Origin of the sequence: Streptomyces incarnatus (assembly GCF_001027185.1) — a bacterium.
Taxonomy (GTDB): Bacteria; Actinomycetota; Actinomycetes; order Streptomycetales; family Streptomycetaceae; genus Streptomyces; species Streptomyces puniciscabiei.
The window spans coordinates 6,515,298-6,531,028 of the sequence record NZ_CP011497.1 but is presented as its reverse complement, the minus strand read 5'-3'; the positions used below and the strand labels follow the sequence as shown (position 1 = coordinate 6,531,028).

At 72.8% G+C, this 15,731-nt stretch carries 15 protein-coding genes and 1 pseudogene; 8 read left to right on the top strand and 8 right to left on the bottom strand.

Features of this window, described 5'->3' with window-relative positions; all coding sequences use genetic code 11:
* Positions 1 to 59: 59 nt before the first annotated feature.
* A complete protein-coding gene (locus ABB07_RS29510) occupies positions 60 to 641 on the bottom strand; it encodes a TIGR03086 family metal-binding protein (RefSeq protein ID WP_208901559.1) in 582 nt (193 codons plus the stop codon).
* Positions 642 to 645: 4 nt separating this feature from the next.
* Positions 646 to 1,129 (bottom strand): annotated as a pseudogene (locus tag ABB07_RS29505) (DUF6010 family protein).
* A gap of 163 nt (positions 1,130 to 1,292) precedes the next feature.
* On the opposite strand from ABB07_RS29505, the gene ABB07_RS29500 reads away from it, so the two are divergent.
* Positions 1,293 to 2,525 (top strand): MFS transporter, encoded by a 1,233-nt coding sequence (locus ABB07_RS29500; RefSeq protein WP_208901558.1) that lies wholly within the window; start codon positions 1,293 to 1,295, stop codon positions 2,523 to 2,525.
* On the opposite strand, the gene ABB07_RS29495 is transcribed toward ABB07_RS29500, so the two are convergent.
* Positions 2,462 to 3,625, bottom strand: a complete 1,164-nt coding sequence (locus ABB07_RS29495; protein WP_208901557.1) for a hypothetical protein — start codon at positions 3,623 to 3,625, stop codon at positions 2,462 to 2,464. The genes ABB07_RS29500 and ABB07_RS29495 overlap by 64 nt on opposite strands.
* An 85-nt stretch (positions 3,626 to 3,710) precedes the next feature.
* Positions 3,711 to 4,652 (bottom strand): 5-dehydro-4-deoxyglucarate dehydratase, encoded by a 942-nt coding sequence (locus ABB07_RS29490; protein WP_208901556.1) that lies wholly within the window; start codon positions 4,650 to 4,652, stop codon positions 3,711 to 3,713.
* 231 nt (positions 4,653 to 4,883) lie between these two features.
* Here ABB07_RS29490 and ABB07_RS29485 point away from each other — a divergent pair, with 231 nt between their 5' ends.
* From ABB07_RS29485 to ABB07_RS29455, 7 genes are all read left to right on the top strand, one after another.
* A complete protein-coding gene (locus ABB07_RS29485) occupies positions 4,884 to 5,693 on the top strand; it encodes an NAD-dependent epimerase/dehydratase family protein (RefSeq protein WP_208901555.1) in 810 nt (269 codons plus the stop codon).
* 295 nt (positions 5,694 to 5,988) lie between these two features.
* Positions 5,989 to 6,759 carry a DeoR/GlpR family DNA-binding transcription regulator gene (locus ABB07_RS29480; protein WP_208901554.1) on the top strand — a complete coding sequence of 257 codons (771 nt, stop codon included), beginning with the start codon at positions 5,989 to 5,991 and terminating at the stop codon, positions 6,757 to 6,759.
* Between the two features lie 92 nt (positions 6,760 to 6,851).
* Positions 6,852 to 8,219 (top strand): ABC transporter substrate-binding protein, encoded by a 1,368-nt coding sequence (locus tag ABB07_RS29475; protein ID WP_208901553.1) that lies wholly within the window; start codon positions 6,852 to 6,854, stop codon positions 8,217 to 8,219.
* Positions 8,216 to 9,151: a carbohydrate ABC transporter permease gene (locus ABB07_RS29470; protein ID WP_208901552.1), complete on the top strand. Its 936-nt coding sequence runs from the start codon at positions 8,216 to 8,218 to the stop codon at positions 9,149 to 9,151. Before ABB07_RS29475 ends, ABB07_RS29470 begins: the two co-directional genes overlap by 4 nt.
* Positions 9,148 to 9,975, top strand: coding sequence for a carbohydrate ABC transporter permease (locus ABB07_RS29465; RefSeq protein ID WP_208901551.1), 828 nt, complete (start codon positions 9,148 to 9,150; stop codon positions 9,973 to 9,975). Before ABB07_RS29470 ends, ABB07_RS29465 begins: the two co-directional genes overlap by 4 nt.
* Positions 9,972 to 10,961: a zinc-dependent alcohol dehydrogenase family protein gene (locus ABB07_RS29460; protein WP_208901550.1), complete on the top strand. Its 990-nt coding sequence runs from the start codon at positions 9,972 to 9,974 to the stop codon at positions 10,959 to 10,961. The genes ABB07_RS29465 and ABB07_RS29460 overlap by 4 nt, the downstream gene beginning before the upstream one ends.
* Before the next feature lie 88 nt (positions 10,962 to 11,049).
* Positions 11,050 to 12,267 (top strand): TerD family protein, encoded by a 1,218-nt coding sequence (locus ABB07_RS29455; RefSeq protein WP_208901549.1) that lies wholly within the window; start codon positions 11,050 to 11,052, stop codon positions 12,265 to 12,267.
* Between the two features lie 50 nt (positions 12,268 to 12,317).
* Here the strand turns inward: ABB07_RS29455 and ABB07_RS29450 are convergent, their stop codons facing one another.
* The 4 genes from ABB07_RS29450 to ABB07_RS29435 form a co-directional block, all read right to left on the bottom strand.
* Positions 12,318 to 12,896 carry a TetR/AcrR family transcriptional regulator gene (locus tag ABB07_RS29450; RefSeq protein ID WP_208901548.1) on the bottom strand — a complete coding sequence of 193 codons (579 nt, stop codon included), beginning with the start codon at positions 12,894 to 12,896 and terminating at the stop codon, positions 12,318 to 12,320.
* 61 nt (positions 12,897 to 12,957) lie between these two features.
* Positions 12,958 to 13,860 (bottom strand): 2'-5' RNA ligase family protein, encoded by a 903-nt coding sequence (locus ABB07_RS41060; RefSeq protein WP_244189554.1) that lies wholly within the window; start codon positions 13,858 to 13,860, stop codon positions 12,958 to 12,960.
* 121 nt (positions 13,861 to 13,981) lie between these two features.
* Positions 13,982 to 15,010 carry a 1-aminocyclopropane-1-carboxylate deaminase gene (locus ABB07_RS29440; protein ID WP_425264771.1) on the bottom strand — a complete coding sequence of 343 codons (1,029 nt, stop codon included), beginning with the start codon at positions 15,008 to 15,010 and terminating at the stop codon, positions 13,982 to 13,984.
* Between the two features lie 31 nt (positions 15,011 to 15,041).
* A complete protein-coding gene (locus ABB07_RS29435; protein WP_208901547.1) occupies positions 15,042 to 15,689 on the bottom strand; it encodes a GntR family transcriptional regulator in 648 nt (215 codons plus the stop codon).
* Positions 15,690 to 15,731: the final 42 nt, after the last annotated feature.

The following is a 15,731-nucleotide window of genomic DNA, read 5'->3' as shown; positions in this document are numbered from 1 at the left end:
CGTCACGGGGGTCGCCACACCGGTGCACGTACTCAGATCGCGGATGCCCTCCTACTCAGTCATGGACGCCACATCGGGTCCCGGCCGCTCAGTCCCACCGCCCGCTCCAGCAGCGGCGCGTCCTCCGCGACCGGGACGACCGGCCCGAAGAGGCCGCCGCCGCGGTCCGGGTCCTCGGCCGCCATGAGCAGGAAGCCGTGGGCCGCGTCCAGGGCGGCGGGGTCGGGGGCGTAGAGGCGTCCGACGGCCTGGGCCAGGTCCCAGCCGTGGATGACCAGTTCGTCGGCGACGACGGCGCCGGCGACCTCGCCCGGCAAGTCCACCCCGCCCGCGCGGGTCATGCCGGTCCAGGCCGCCGGGTCACGCCAGGCGTCGGCGAGTTCGTCCAGGGCCTTGGGCAGCTGTTCGCGCCAGCCGGGGCCGATGTCCGGGACGGCCGCGGCCGGGTCGGTGTCGGTCGTCGGCCCGAGGTCCTTGCGGGCGGCGTCGCGGAAGGCCACGGAGAGCAGGTGGATGTGGCCGAGCAGATTCCGCACCGCGAGGTCCGGGCAGGGCGTGGCGGCCGTGAGCTGTTCGTCGGTCACCGTTTCGACCAGCCCGGCCACCATTCTGGTCTGGGGGCCGAAGTCGATCATGGTCATGCCGTTACTCCTTCACGGTCGCACTCCTCGTACGAAGGGCAGACCGGCCGGGCCGCGAAAACTCATCGGTGCCGCGCGGCCACTCCCACGGCGACCGCCCGCCGCCCAGGCACCACACCGCGATCACCGGGTCGCACAGCGCGCAGCCGAACGAGGAGTCGTGGGCGAACGGGATGATCGGGTGGCCCTTGAGGTGGTGGACGACGTCCCAGGCCGTGTGCAGCAGCCAGCCGACGCCGGTCCAGGCCCAGGAGTCCAGGCCCTTGTAGGCGACCCAGGTGGCCACGGCGGTGAACACGAACTCCCAGCCGCCGAGGCCGCCGCCGCTCAGGTAGGCGGCACCCGCCCCGGCGACCTCCCCCAGTCTCGGCTTCGCTCGACCGGGCGGTGCCCCCATCCGCGTTGAGGCGGCGCCGGTGGGGTTCCGGGACGAGGGACATCAGCAGGACGTAGACGAGGCCGATCAGGATCGGGGCGAGGTAACGCATGCCGCCGTCGGTAGGTCCGGCCCGGTGTACGCCCCAGGGGCATTACCGACAGGTTCCGACGGATTGCCGCCGTCCGCCGGACCTCCGGAATTCAGCCGGCCCTTCGGAATTAAGGCACCTGACCGATCCGCGCCCGCCCGCCTTATCCCCACGCTGAGCGGGCATGACGACTTCCTGGACCCTGCTCCGCGTGCTGCGGGACCGCGACGCGGGGCTGTATCTGGCCGCGGTGGTGGTGTCGGGCTTCGGCGACTCCGCGCTGTTCCTGGCCTCGGGCGTGTGGGTGAAGGACCTCACCGGGTCCGACGGCCTGGCCGCGCTGTGCATGCTCGCCATGTGGGCGCCCACCCTGGCGGGCCCGGCGCTGGGCACGATCGCCGACCGCGTCCGCCGCAAGCCCCTGCTGGTGGGCCTGAACGCGGGCCTGGCGGCCCTGCTGCCCACCCTGTGCACCGTGGACTCCGCGGGCGGCCTGTGGCTGCTCTTCACCGTCCTGCTGGTCTACGGCGCCGCCGAGGTCGTCCATGACGCGGCGGAGTCGGCCCTGGTGACCGCGGCGATCGGCGCCGAGCGCCGCGGTGACTTCAACGGGCTGCGCATGGCCGTCACCGAGGGGATGAAGCTCGTCGCCCCGCTGACCGGGGCGGGCCTGTACACGGCCTGCGGTGGTCCGGCCGTCGCCTGCCTGGACGCGGGCACCTTCGCGGTCGCCGCCGGGCTGTACGCCCTGCTGCGGGTGCGCGAGGAGCGGCCCGTCCGGTCCGGCGGCAGCTGGCGCGAGGAGACCGTGGCGGGCGTCCGGCACCTGTGGGGGCACCCGGGGCTGCGCCCGCTGGTCCGGGCGGGCGGTGCGACGATGCTCCTGACCGCCCTGTGCAGCACGACGCTGTACGCCGTCGTCGACCGGCTCGGTCACTCCCCCGCGTACACGGGCGTGCTGTACGCCGTCCAGGGCGCCGGTTCGGTGACGGCGGGGCTCGTCTCGGGCGCCGCGCTGCGGCGGCTGGGCGCGCTCCGGTTCGCGGCGGCGGGGATCGCGCTGACGGCGCTCGCGGTGGCCGCGCGTGCCGTGCCGTGGGACGCGGTGGCCCTCGCGTCGTCCGCGGCGGGCGGTCTCGGGCTGCCCTGTGTGCTCGTCGCCGCGTTCACCGCCGTCCAGCGGGAGACACCCGGCCCCCTGCTCGGCCGGGCGACGGCCACCGCGAGCACCCTGGTCTTCACGCCCAACGTGATCGGACTCGGCGTCGGCGCCGGCCTGGTCGGACTCGCCCCGCCCGCGGTGCTGTTGCCGGTGTACGGCCTCGCGCTGCTCGGTACGGCGGCGTCCCTGGCTCAGCGCGCCGAGAGCGCCTCGCGCACCGCGGCGAGGTCTCCGTCCGACGCCAACCCGGCGTGATAGAGCCGCAGTTCGGTCGCGCCGTGCGCACGCGCGCGTGCCGCGTCCGCCGCGAGGGTGCCGGGGCTGCCGCCCATGCCGGAGACGACGGTGAGGTTGGCGGCCAGCACCGTCCGCTCCGGGGCCGCTGCGGCGAAGGGCGCCAGCAGGGCCGTACCGCCCGTGCAGGGCACCACCACGCCGTCGGCGACGGCGAGGACGCGGGCGGGGTCGACGCCGGCGTTGGCGCCGCAGTGGTAGGAGACGGGGTCGGCGTGCAGCAGGACCTGGAAGCCGGCCGGTGCGGCGGCGCGTACGGCGGCGACGGCCTCCTCCTGGAGGGTGCCGGCGGTGTCCTCGCGCCACGCGCGCGTGCGGGCCGCGTTCTCCTCGCCGAGCAGCTTCCCGACCGTGGGCCAGCCCTCGTCGTCCGCCGCGCCCCGCCACAGCGGCTCCAGCGCGGCCCGCACGGACGCGGCGAGCTCCCCGGGGTCCAGGCCCTGTCCGGCGTACCCGGCCTGGCAGGACGGGCAGAAGCACAGGGACATCAGGTACTGCCCGGCCTCCCCGAGGGCGACACCGCCGGTCTTGTCGTGGGCGTGCAGGTGCTGGAGCCCGTACCAGCCGAGGGACTCCAGTTCGGTGCCGTGCGCGCCGGGGCGTACGGCGGCCTCGGCGGCCAGGTCGACCAGGTACGCGCGCGTGGCCGACTGGGCGATGCAGGGCGCCCAGGGGTAGCGGTCGCCGTAGGCGTTGACCACCGAGGTGTCCGGGTGCTCGGCGCCCAGGCGGGAGTTGTGGGCGAGGACGACCCAGGTGTGCACCTCGAGGCCCGCCGCGGTCAGGGCCGCCGCCGCCTCGCCGTAGGCGTCGCCGGGGGCCCAGCGGCCGGCGGGGTAGGGCCTGATGCCGCGGCCCGCCCAGCGGTGGTCCGGCGGGTAGAGGACGGCCGCGTACTCGGCGGTGACGATGCGGTGGCGGGGGTGGCGGGGGGTCAGGGCGCGGGTGGAGTGGTAGGCGGCGGCGAGGGTGACCTGCTCCACGCCGAGCCCGGCGATCCGCGCGGGCGCCTCGGGGTCCCCGCCCACGTCCCAGGGGTAGACGAACGCCGACGCCTTCACGCGGCCTCCTCCCAGCCGTACCGACGCGTGCTCACGTGTCGCCCTCCGGACCATGTCACCGTTTGCTCACGCCGCCGGCACGCGCTCACGCGTCCTCCTCCAGCAGCGCGCGGCCCCGCTCGATCAGCTGGGCGAGTTGTTTGACATGCTCCTTTGCCGGCTCGTGCAGCGGGGGCCGGACCTCGCCGACGTCCAGGCCGCGCAGCCGTACGCCCGCCTTGACGAGGGAGACGGCGTAGCCGCGGCCCTGGGCGCGCAGTTCCACGAACGGGCGGTAGAAGCCGTCCAGGAGGCGCCGCAGGGTCGCGCCGTCGCCCGCGGTCAGGGCCCGGTGGTAGGCGAGGGCGATCTCGGGCGCGAAGCAGAAGACGGCCGAGGAGTACAGGGGGACGCCGAGGGCGTGGTAGGCGAGCTGGGTCTGCTCGGCGGTGGGCAGGCCGTTGAAGTACAGGAAGTCGCCGGGGACTTCCGTGCGTACGGCGCTGATGATCCGCTGCATCAGGCCGAGGTCGCCGAGGCCGTCCTTGAGGCCGATGATCCCGTCGGTGCGGGCGAGGCCCACCACCGTGCGCGGGGTGAAGACGGCGTTGTCGCGCTGGTAGACGACGACGGGCAGGGCGGTGGCCGCGGCGACCTCTCGGTAGTGCCGCAGCAGGCCCTCCTGGCCGGCGAGGACGAGGTACGGCGGCATGGCGAGGAGGCCGTCGGCGCCGGCCCGCTCGGCGAGGCGGGCGTAGCGGACGGCGAGCGCGGTGCCGTAGCCGGCGCCCGCGACCACCGGGACGCGCCCCTCGGCAGCCTCCACGGCCGCCCGGACGCAGGCCTCGAACTCCTCCGGCAGCAGGGCGTGGAACTCCCCGGTGCCGCAGCAGGCGAACACGGCGGCGGCACCGGCGGCGACGCCCCGGCGGACGTGGGTGCGGTAGACGTCGAGGTCGGGCGAGCCGTCGGGGCCGAAGGCCGTGACGGGGAAGAAGAGCGGCCCGCTCGGTGCACGGAGCCGTTCGGTGAGCGGGGCTGGCGTCAACGGGCTCTCCCTCGGGGCACGCCGACGCGTCGCACACGCCGGTGCATGCCTCTGATCCTCGTCCATATTTCTGAACGCGACCACGCTACGGGGCCTTCTTGCGGCAGGTCAAGCAGGCAAACCCGCACCACCCGAAGCGAATTCACCGACCTCACGTGACACTTGACGGTGTACGGCGAACCTCTCTAGCGTGTCCACGTATGTGAATACCGGCCGCAAGGAGAACCGAGGATGCCCGCTCCCCGCACCGTTCTGCTCACCGGCGCCGCCGGCGGGCTCGGCACCCTGATGCGGTCCCTGCTGCCGGAGTACGGCTACACGCTGCGCCTGTTCGACGTGCGCCCCCTCGAGGACGAGCCCGACGCGATCACCGCCGACCTCTCCGACACGGCGGCCCTGCGCGAGGCGGTGCGGGGCGTGGACGCCGTCCTGCACCTCGCGGGCATCTCCCTGGAGGCCCCCTTCGAGAAGATCCTGAGGTCGAACATCGAGGGCACCTACAACCTCTACGAGGCCGCCCGCCAGGAGGGCGTGCCCCGGATCGTCTTCGCCTCCTCCAACCACGCCGTCGGCTTCACCCCGGCCCCGCGCCCCGGCGAGCCGCTGATCCCGGTCGGCACCCCGCGCCGCCCGGACACCTTCTACGGCCTGTCCAAGTCCTTCGGCGAGGACCTCGCCCAGCTGTACTGGGACAAGCACGGCCTGGAGACCGTTTCCGTGCGCATCGGCTCCTGCTTCCCGGAGCCGACCAGCGTGCGCATGCTCTCGGTGTGGATGAGCCCGGCCGACGGCGCCCGCCTCTTCCACGCGGCCCTGACCGCCGAGGAGGTCGGCCACACCGTCGTGTACGGCTCCTCCGCCAACACCCGGCTGTGGTGGGACCTGAGCACCGCGCGGGCGCTCGGTTACGAGCCGCAGGACGACTCCGAGCCGTACGCCGGGAAGCTGATCGCCGAGCAGGGCGAGCTGGACCCGCGGAACCCGGCCCACGGCCACCTGGGCGGGCACTTCGTGAGCGACCCGCCGATCTGGCCGTACTGAGCCTCCCGGGCGCCTCGGGCAACCGTCCGAAGCGCTCCCGGTGGCGCGGAACGATCGCTCACGCGCGCGGGCGGGCACCGAACGGGCCCGCCCGCCGCCGCATTCGGGCGTCCGGGACGCCCGCTCCCACCCCGCACGACGCAGCCGCGCAGGTCCGGGCCGGGCACCGCCCTCGGTGAACGGGCACGAACGGGCAGTATCGGGCCCGCAACAGGCCTGGTCAGCGCCGGAGAGCGACGGTAGAACTTCCCCCATGGGCCCGAACGGGCAGCTCCACAGGGAAGTGGGTGACGAGATGACCACCAGGACGGCGGAAGAACGCCAGCGCGAGATCGTGCGGGCCGCGCGCGCCACCGGCCAGGTCGACGTCACCGCGCTGGCCGCGGAGCTGGGCGTGGCCAAGGAGACCATCCGGCGCGATCTGCGCGCCCTGGAGGACCACGGCCTGGTCCGCCGTACGCACGGCGGCGCCTATCCGGTGGAGAGCGCCGGCTTCGAGACGACGCTCGCCTTCCGCGCCACCAGCCATGTGCCCGAGAAGCGCCGGATCGCGGCCGCGGCGGCCGAGCTGCTCGGGGACGCCGAGACGGTCTTCGTCGACGAGGGCTTCACCCCGCAGCTCATCGCCGAGGCCCTGCCGGCGGACCGGCCGCTGACCGTGGTCACCGCGTCCCTGCCGGTCGCGGGCGCCCTGGCGGAGGCCGAGCAGATCCAGGTGCTGCTGCTCGGCGGCCGGGTCCGGGCGGGCACGCTGGCGACCGTCGACCACTGGACGACGAAGATGCTCGCCGGTTTCGTCCTCGACCTCGCCTACATCGGCGCCAACGGCATCTCCCGCGAGCACGGCCTGACCACCCCCGACCCGGCCGTCAGCGAGGTCAAGGCGCAGGCGATACGGGCCGCGCGCCGGACCGTCTTCGCGGGCGTGCACACCAAGTTCGGCGCGGTCAGCTTCTGCCGGTTCGCCGAGGTCGGCGCGCTGGAGACGATCGTGACGAGCACCCAGCTCCCGGCCGCCGAGGCCCACCGCTACTCCCTGCTGGGCCCACAGGTCATCAGGGTCTGAGAAGTCCGAATCCGAACATCCAACTCACTCCCCTTGGGGGCGCTTCGCACCTCCAAGTGCCCCTTATATCCAGATATCTCCAGGAGCGATCCATGCGAACCCAGAGCCGACGGAGGCCGCGAGCCAGACTCGCCATGGCCGCCGCAGGGACGCTGCTCGCCCCGCTGCTCTCCGGCTGCTGGGTCGGTGCGGGCGGGACCGGTTCCGGCGGCGACTCCATCAACGTACTGATGGTCAACAACCCCCAGATGACCGAACTCCAGAAGCTCGCCCCCCGCTTCACCAAGGAGACCGGCATCAAGGTCAACTTCACGGTCCTGCCCGAGAACGACGTCCGCGACAAGATCAGCCAGGACTTCGCCAACCAGGCCGGGCAGTACGACGTGGCGACCCTGAGCAACTACGAGATACCCATCTACGCCCGCAACGGCTGGCTGCACGAGATGAACTCCTACGTCGCCAAGGACCCGTCGTACGACGAACAGGACGTCCTGGGCCCCATGCGCCAGTCCCTGACCGCCTCCGACGGCAAGCTCTACGGCCAGCCCTTCTACGGCGAGTCGTCCTTCCTGATGTACCGCAAGGACGTGTTCGCGGCGAAGGGCCTGACCATGCCGGCCCACCCGACCTGGCAGCAGATCGCCGGCCTCGCCGCGCAGGTCGACGGTGCCAGGCCCGGCATGAAGGGCATCTGCCTGCGCGGCCTGCCCGGCTGGGGCGAGATGATCGCACCACTGACCACCGTGGTGAACACCTTCGGCGGCACCTGGTTCGACAGGAACTGGAAGGCGCACCTCGACTCCCCCGAGTTCGAGAAGGCGACGAAGTTCTATGTCGACCTGGTGCGCGGGCACGGCGAGTCCGGTGCCGCCCAGTCCGGCTTCGCCGAGTGCCTCAACGACATGACCCAGGGCAAGGTCGCCATGTGGTACGACGCCACGTCCGCGGCCGGCCTGCTGGAGGCGAAGGGCTCCCCCGTCAAGGGCGAGCTCGGCTACGCCCCCGCCCCCGTGGAGAAGACGTCGTCCTCCGGCTGGCTCTACACCTGGGCCTGGGGCATCCAGAAGGCGTCCCGCAACCCGGACAAGGCCTGGAAGTTCGTGTCCTGGGCGTCCAGCAAGGAGTACGAGCGGCTGGTCGGCGAGACCAGCGGCTGGCCGAACGTCCCGGCGGGCAAGCGGGCGTCGACGTACACCAACGCCGAGTACCGCGCCTCGGCCGCCGCCTTCCAGGACATGACCAAGCAGGCCATCGAGACCGCCCGCCCGAACGACCCCGGCGTACAGCCGCGGCCCGCGCCCGGCATCCAGTTCGTCGACATCCCCGAGTTCACCGACCTCGGCACCAAGGTCTCCCAGGAGATCAGTGCGGCCATCGCCGGACGCCAGTCCGTCGACACGGCCCTGAAACACGCGCAGGCGCTCGCCGAGAAGATCTCCAAGGAGTACGAGGGACGATGACCGCGACGACAGCACCCCTCGCCACCACACCGGTACGCGCCGCGCGGCAGCCCTCCGCCCGCCTGCGCGCCTGGGCCACCCGGGCCCCCCTCCTGCCCGCCCTCGTCTTCATGATCATCGTGACTCAGCTGCCGTTCGTGGCCACGCTGGTGATCTCCTTCTTCGACTGGAACGCCCTCTATCCCAAGGCCCGCCACTTCACCGGCCTGGACAACTACCGCCAGGTGCTGACCGACGCGGACCTGCGCCACTCGGTCTGGACGACCGTGCTGCTCACGGTGACGGTGGTGCTGGTCAGCCTGGTCCTCGGGCTGGCGCTGGCGCTGCTGCTGAACCGGAGGTTCCACGGCCGGGGCGTCGTACGGACCCTGCTCATCGCGCCCTTCCTGGTGGTACCGGTGGCCGCGGCCCTGCTCTGGAAGCATGTGCTCTACAACCCCGAATACGGCCTTCTCAATGGGTTGTTGCACTATGTGGGCGGCCCACAGCCCGACTGGATCTCGAACACTCCGCTGCTCGCGGTCGAGGCCTCTCTGGTGTGGCAGTGGACGCCGTTCATGATGCTGATCCTGCTCGCCGGGCTGCAGAGCCGTGACCCCGAGCAGATCGAGGCCGCGCGGGTGGACGGCGCGAACGACTGGCAGGTCTTCCGCCATCTGACGCTCCCGCACCTGCGCCGCTACCTCGAACTCGGCGCGCTGCTGGGCTCGATCTACATCGTCCAGAACTTCGACGCGGTCTTCACGATCACGTCCGGCGGACTCGGCACCGCCAACCTGCCCTACACCGTCTACCAGAGCTTCTACCAGGCCCACGAGAACGGCCTCGCCTCGGCCGCCGGCGTCCTGGTGGTCATCGGCTCGATCGTCATCGCGACCTTCGCCCTGCGCGTGGTGTCGTCCCTGTTCCGCGAGGAGGTGTCCCGCGCATGAACGCCGTGCTCCGCCGCAACGGTCTGGGTCTCGTGGCCTGGCTGGCCGGGATCGTGTTCTTCCTGCCCATCGCCTGGATGGCGCTGACGTCCTTCCACTCCGAGGCGGACGCGGCGACCAACCCGCCGTCCTTCGCCGCCTCACTGACCCTCGACGGCTACCGCAAGTTCTTCGGGGCGGGCGGCGGCGCGAGCCCCTGGCCCGCGCTGGTCAACTCCACCGTGGCCTCGGTGGTGTCGACGGTCTGCGTGCTGCTCCTCGCCCTCCCGGCGGCGTACGCGCTGTCCATCCGGCGGGTGCGGAAGTGGACGGACGTCCTGTTCTTCTTCCTGTCCACGAAGATGCTGCCGGTGGTGGCCGGCCTGCTGCCGATCTACCTCTTCGCGAAGAACACCGGGATGCTCGACAACATCTGGCTCCTGGTCATCCTCTACACCTCCATGAACCTGCCGATCGCGGTGTGGATGATGCAGTCCTTCCTCGCCGAGGTCCCGGTGGCGGTGATCGAGGCGGCGCAGATCGACGGCGCCCGGCTGCCCACCATCCTCGCGCGCGTGGTCGCCCCGATCGCCCTGCCCGGCATCGCCGCCACCGCCCTGATCTGCTTCATCTTCAGCTGGAACGAACTGCTCTTCGCCCGAGTCCTCACGGGCGTGGTCGCCGAGACCGCCCCCGTCTTCCTGACCGGCTTCATCACCAGCCAGGGCCTGTTCCTGGCCAAGGTGTGCGCCGCGTCGCTCGTCGTCTCCCTGCCGGTGCTCGCCGCGGGGTTCGCCGCCCAGGACAAGCTGGTCCAGGGCCTGTCGTTGGGAGCCGTGAAATGAAGGCCGCCGTCATCGAGTCCGTGGGCCGCGCCGTCGTCACCGAGGTGCCGGACCCGGCTCCGGGCCCCCGGGAGGTCGTCGTGGAAGTGGCCGCCTGCGGGCTGTGCGGCACCGATCTGCACATCCTCCAGGGCGAGTTCGCGCCCAAGCTGCCGATCGTCCCCGGCCACGAGTTCGCGGGCGAGGTGGTCGGCGTCGGCGCCCAGGTCACCGAGGTCGCGGTCGGCGACCGGGTGGCCGTGGACCCCTCCCTGTACTGCTACGAGTGCCGCTACTGCCGTACCGGCCACAACAACCTGTGCGAACGCTGGGCCGCGATCGGTGTGACCACGGCCGGCGGCGCCGCACAGTACGCGGTCGCGCCCGTGGCCAACTGCGTCAAGCTGCCGGAGCACGTGCGCACCGAGGACGCGGCCCTGGTGGAGCCGCTGTCCTGCGCGGTGCGCGGTTACGACGTCCTGCAGTCCCGCCTCGGCGCCCACGTCCTGATCTACGGCTCCGGCACGATGGGCCTGATGATGCTGGAGCTGGCCAAGCGGACCGGCGCGGCGAGCGTGGACGTGGTCGATGTGAACCCGGCGCGGCTGGAGACCGCCCGGCAGCTGGGTGTGTCCGCCTCGGCGGCGAGCGCGGACGAACTGGACCGGCCCCAGGGCTGGGACGTCGTCGTCGACGCGACCGGCAACGCGGCCGCGATCCAGGACGGCCTGGACCGGGTGGCGAAGGCGGGCACGTTCCTGCAGTTCGGGGTGGCCGACTACGCGACCCGGGTGACGATCGACCCGTACCGCGTCTACAACCAGGAGATCACCATCACCGGCTCCATGGCGGTGCTGCACAGCTTCGAGCGGGCGGCCGAGCTGTTCGCGAACGGGGTGCTGGACCCGCAGGTGTTCATCAGCGACCGGATCCCGCTGGCCCGGTACCCGCAGGCGCTGGAGCAGTTCGCGGCGGGCGTGGGCCGGAAGATCGTGGTCGTACCCTGAGCCGCCTCGGGGTGAGGACCCTGAGCCGAATGGGGGTCGGGTAAGGGAACGGTAAAGCGGTGTCGTTCGTTCATCCGGCATGACAGCTATGACCCCTGGCTCGAACATCCCTCTCCCCGCCGTGCGCGTGACGGTGGACGTCACCGCTCCCGTGCGGCTCGACGTGTCGGGCCTGCTGCTCACCGCCGACGGCAAGGTGCGCTCGGACGACGACTTCATCTTCTACAACCAGCCCACGGGCCCGGGTGTGAACCACGCGTCCGGCGGGGGTACGGCCCCCGACGCGATCACGGTCGACACCGCCGCCGTCCCGCCGGACATCGAGAAGATCGTGGTCACGGCCAGCCCGGACGCGGCCGGCCAGACCTTCCACGGCATCGAGCCGACGGCCACGATCCGCGACGCGGACGGCGGCGCGGTGCTGGCCACGTTCACCCCGCCCCAGCTCGGTGCGGAGACGGCGCTGGTCGTCGTGGAGATCTACCGCCGGGGCGGCGTCTGGAAGGCCCGCGCGGTCGGCCAGGGGTACGCCAACGGGCTGGCCGGCATCGCCACGGACTTCGGAGTGACGGTGGAGGAGCCGGCGACGGCCGCGGCGGCGCCACCGCAGCCGACCGCGCCGCCGCAGCCGGTGGCTCCGCCGGCGCCCACCGTGCGGACACCGGTCACCCCGCCGGCCCCGCCGGTCTCCGCTCCCCCGGCCCCGCCCGCTCCCGCCCCGGGCGCCGGGAAGATCAACCTGGACAAGGGCCGGGTCAGCCTCCAGAAGAACCAGACCGTGTCCCTGATGAAGGGCGGCCGCCCGCTGCTCTCCCAGATCAAGATGGGGCTGGGCTGGGAGCCGGCGTTCCACAGCAGTGACATCGACCTGGACGCCTCGGTCATCGCCTACGGCCCGCAGCGCAATCACATCGACAGCTGCTACTTCGGCAAGCTGACGATCCTGAACGGCGCGATCAGGCACTCCGGCGACAACCTCACCGGCGAGGGCGCGGGCGACGACGAGGTCATCACGGTCGACCTGGGCCGCCTCTCCCAGGAGGTCACCGGACTGGTCTTCACGGTCAACTCCTTCTCCGGCCAGAAGTTCACCGAGGTCGCCAAGGCCTACTGCCGCCTGCTGGACGGCACCACCGGCGAGGAACTGGTCCGCTTCGACCTCACCCACGCCGAGCCCCAGACGGGCGTGCTGATGGCCAAGCTCATCCGCCAGTTCTCCGGCGAGTGGGACATGACGGCGCTGGGCGACTTCGTGAAGGCCCGGACGGTGAGAAACATGGTGGAGCCGGGGGCGCGGGCTCTGTAGACGGCCGTACGACAGCCGGCGGCGCCCCGTCCCCCAGGGGCGCCCGGCTCTCAGGCCTGCCCGCCCGGCCGCAGTCCGTCCATCAGCAGCGACAGATAGCGGCGGATCTGCCTCCCCTGCCCGTCCGCGAGCTCCGACGCCGAGGCCACGCCGTGCGCGAGGCGCAGGACCTCGACCGGCTCGACGTCCCCCCGCAGGCTGCCCTCCCGCTGGGCCGCCTCCACCAGGCGCCGGGCCGCGTCCTTCATATGGGTGCCGCAGGCCGTGTCCGCGACCGAGCCGCCGTCGGTGACGGCCGACCCCAGGAGGGCCTTCAGGCCGCGCACCTGGATCGCCCCGGCACACACCGCGCCCAGCCACTCCACCAGCGCCGCGCCCGGCGGCAGTTGGGCGGCGAACTCGTCGGCCCGGGCCGCCATGGCCTCGATCCGGTCCACGTACGCGGCCTCCAGCAGCGCCTGACGGGTCGGGAAGTGCCGGTAGAGCGTGCCGGAGCCGACGCCCGCGCGCTTGGCGATGTCGTCCAGCGAGGCGTTCTCCCCATGCTCGGCGAAGGCCTCCGCCGCGACCTCCAGCAGTCGCTCGTAGTTGCGGCGAGCGTCCGCGCGCATGGGCCTGACCTGCGGCATCCGGGAACTCCTCGCCAACCGGGGATTCTCCCCGAATCCTACCGGGACCCGGGCGGCCCGCTCAGTGCCGTTCCGGTGGCTCGTACCCGCCGGTCGCCGGATCCGGCCCGAGGTGGTGGCGTACGGCTCCGGTGCCCAGGCCGATCACGGCGCGTGCCCGCATGGGGCCGTCGCCGCGGCGGGACAGCACCACGATCTCGGCCACGCGCGCGTGCAGCACGCCGAGCCGGGCGGCGCATTCGGCCGCGAGGACGCGCGGGGCACGGGTGCGGCCGAGCGAGAGGTGCGGGGTGAAGGTGGGGAAGCGGTCCGTGCAGGACGGGAAGGGCTCCGCCAGCACGCTCCTCAGCCGCGTCCAGGGCGCGGCGCCGGCCGCGGCGGGGTCGAGCCACACGGTGGACCAGGACCGGTGGCGGAAGAAGCGGACCCCGGCGAGGCGGATGTCGAAGGGCGCGCACTCGGCGGCCGCGCCGGCCAGCACCGGGAGCGCCGCCGGGAAGTCCTCCTCCGGCACGAACCCGAAGATCAGGTTCACATGGGGCGGCCAGCGCCGGATCTGCGGGTCGTGCTCGGCACGGATGCCTTGGATGACGGGCCACAGCTCAGCCGGAGGCAGCCAGGCCACGGCGGTCCGGGGAGTGGGAGCCGACTCGACGCGACCGGGGGTGGCGGCCGGACGGGGGTCCTCGACGGGACGGGCCTCCTGGGCCCGGCGGGGGTCCTCGGCCCAGCAGGAGTCCTCCGCCGGACGGGACTCCTCGACCGGACGCGCCTCCCGAGCCTGGCGGGGGTCCTCGGCCCAGCAGGAGTCCTCCGCCGGACGGGACTCCTCGACCGGACGCGCCTCCCGGGCCCGGCTGGGGTCCTCGGCCCAGCGGGGTCCCTCGGTCGAGCGGGGTCCCTCGGCTGAGCGAGGCGTTGGGGGGCGAGGCGTTGGGGCGGTGGGCGTCGAGGGCTGGGGCACACTGCCATCATGGCTCTGCCCGCCGACGGCCGCCGCCCTGGACTCCGGCGGATGATCGAGCCGGCCTCCCACGGCCTGCGCGGAAGCCCCCGCGGACACCTGGTGCGGACCGTCGTTGCCGTCAGAACAGGGCGCTGTAGGCGTTCAGTGCCGGCTGGCCGCCGAGGTGGGCGTAGAGCACGGTGGAGTCCGCGCCGATCTCACCGCGTCCGACGAGATCGACGAGCCCGGCCATCGACTTGCCCTCGTACACGGGGTCGGTGACCATGCCCTCGGTGCGCGCGGCCAGCCGCATCGCCTCCAGGGTGGATTCGTCCGGGATGCCGTACGTCCCCGCGTGGTACCGCTCGTCCAGCTCGATGTCCGCTTCGGTCAACTCGGACCTGAGGCCAATGAGTCGGCCTGTGCCATGGGCGATGCGCGCGATCTGCTCCCGGGTGGCGGCGGGCTTGGCCGACGCGTCGATGCCGATCACCCGGCGCCGCCGTCCGCCCGCCTCCTCGACCGCCCGGAATCCGGCGACCATACCCGCCTGCGTGGACCCCGTCACCGAGCAGACGATCACCGTGTCGAAGAAGACGCCCAACTCCTCCTCCTGCCGGGCGACCTCGTGGGCCCAGCGCGCGAAGCCGAGGCCGCCCAGCGGGTGGTCGGAGGCGCCGGCCGGGATGGCGTACGGCTTGCCACCCGCCGCCTCGACGTCCCGCAGCGCCTGCTCCCAGCTCTCCTTGACCCCGATCCCGAACCCGGCGCGCACCAGCCGCACCTCGGCCCCGGCGAGGCGGCTGATCAGGATGTTGCCGACCCGGTCGTACACGGAGTCCGGCCACTCGACCCAACTCTCCTGCACCAGCACGCACTTGAGTCCGGCACGGGCGGCGACGGCCGCGACCTGGCGGGTGTGGTTGGACTGCACCCCGCCGATCGACACCAGGGTGTCGCAGCCCTGGGCGAGCGCGTCGGCGACCAGGTACTCCAGCTTGCGGGTCTTGTTCCCGCCGTAGGCGATCCCGGAGTTGCAGTCCTCCCGCTTGGCCCACAGCGAGGCACCACCGAGGTGCGCGGTCAGCCGCTCCAGGGGGTGCACCGGGGACGGGCCGAAGAGAAGGGGATAACGCTCGTACGACGCCAGGGACGCGGGCAGGGACACGGGACCTCCAGGGACGCGAGGGATCAAGGGATCAGTCGGGGTCGGCCAGCTCGGTGAGCGTGCGCCAGATCTCCTCCGTGGCACGGACCGCCCCGTCCACGTCACCGGCGGCGCAGGCCGCGATCAGCCGCTCGTGCAGTCCGGCCGAGCGGCACGAGCCGCCCTCGCCGAAGCGCTGCCGCTCCAGGCGGCGGATGAGCGGGGTGTAGCGGGCGACGGTGGCGGCGGCCGCACGGTTGCCGGCCGCCCGGACCAGCACGTCGTGCAGCTCGTCGTCGGCACGCAGGGCCTCGTCCACGTCACCGGCGCGCACGGCGGCGGCGAACTGCTCGTTGGCCGCGCGCATCTCCGCCACGTCCGCCGGGCGCAGCCGGGGCACGGCGACCCGGGTGACCAGCTCGTGCATGGCGCCCACCACGGCGGCCGCGTCGCGTACGTCGGCGGCGACGAGCGGGGTGACCCGGGTGTAGCTCTGCGGCTTGCTCTCCAGCAGCCCCTCGTCCACCAGCCGGGAGAAGGCCTCGCGCACGGGCGCCCGGGACAGCCCCAGCCGCTCGGCGAGGTCGGCGTCGCGCACCACCGCGCCGGGCTCGATCTCCCCGGCCACGATGGCGTCCCGGATCGCGGCGTAGGCGCGGTCCCGCAGGAGGGTGCGGGGGACGGGTCGTAGAGCCTGCATGAACTGAAATGTTAGATGTCAGTCTGCTCCACGACAATCCCA

Bases quoted from the DNA above. Each gene is read 5' to 3' on its own strand.
- ABB07_RS29510 (WP_208901559.1), bottom strand. From the start codon at position 641: ATGACCATGATCGACTTCGGCCCCCAGACCAGAATGGTGGCCGGGCTG.
- ABB07_RS29500 (WP_208901558.1), top strand. From the start codon at position 1,293: ATGACGACTTCCTGGACCCTGCTCCGCGTGCTGCGGGACCGCGACGCG.
- ABB07_RS29485 (WP_208901555.1), top strand. From the start codon at position 4,884: ATGCCCGCTCCCCGCACCGTTCTGCTCACCGGCGCCGCCGGCGGGCTC.
- ABB07_RS29480 (WP_208901554.1), top strand. From the start codon at position 5,989: ATGACCACCAGGACGGCGGAAGAACGCCAGCGCGAGATCGTGCGGGCC.
- ABB07_RS29475 (WP_208901553.1), top strand. From the start codon at position 6,852: ATGCGAACCCAGAGCCGACGGAGGCCGCGAGCCAGACTCGCCATGGCC.
- ABB07_RS29470 (WP_208901552.1), top strand. From the start codon at position 8,216: ATGACCGCGACGACAGCACCCCTCGCCACCACACCGGTACGCGCCGCG.
- ABB07_RS29465 (WP_208901551.1), top strand. From the start codon at position 9,148: ATGAACGCCGTGCTCCGCCGCAACGGTCTGGGTCTCGTGGCCTGGCTG.
- ABB07_RS29460 (WP_208901550.1), top strand. From the start codon at position 9,972: ATGAAGGCCGCCGTCATCGAGTCCGTGGGCCGCGCCGTCGTCACCGAG.
- ABB07_RS29455 (WP_208901549.1), top strand. From the start codon at position 11,050: ATGACCCCTGGCTCGAACATCCCTCTCCCCGCCGTGCGCGTGACGGTG.
- ABB07_RS29450 (WP_208901548.1), bottom strand. From the start codon at position 12,896: ATGCCGCAGGTCAGGCCCATGCGCGCGGACGCTCGCCGCAACTACGAG.
- ABB07_RS29435 (WP_208901547.1), bottom strand. From the start codon at position 15,689: ATGCAGGCTCTACGACCCGTCCCCCGCACCCTCCTGCGGGACCGCGCC.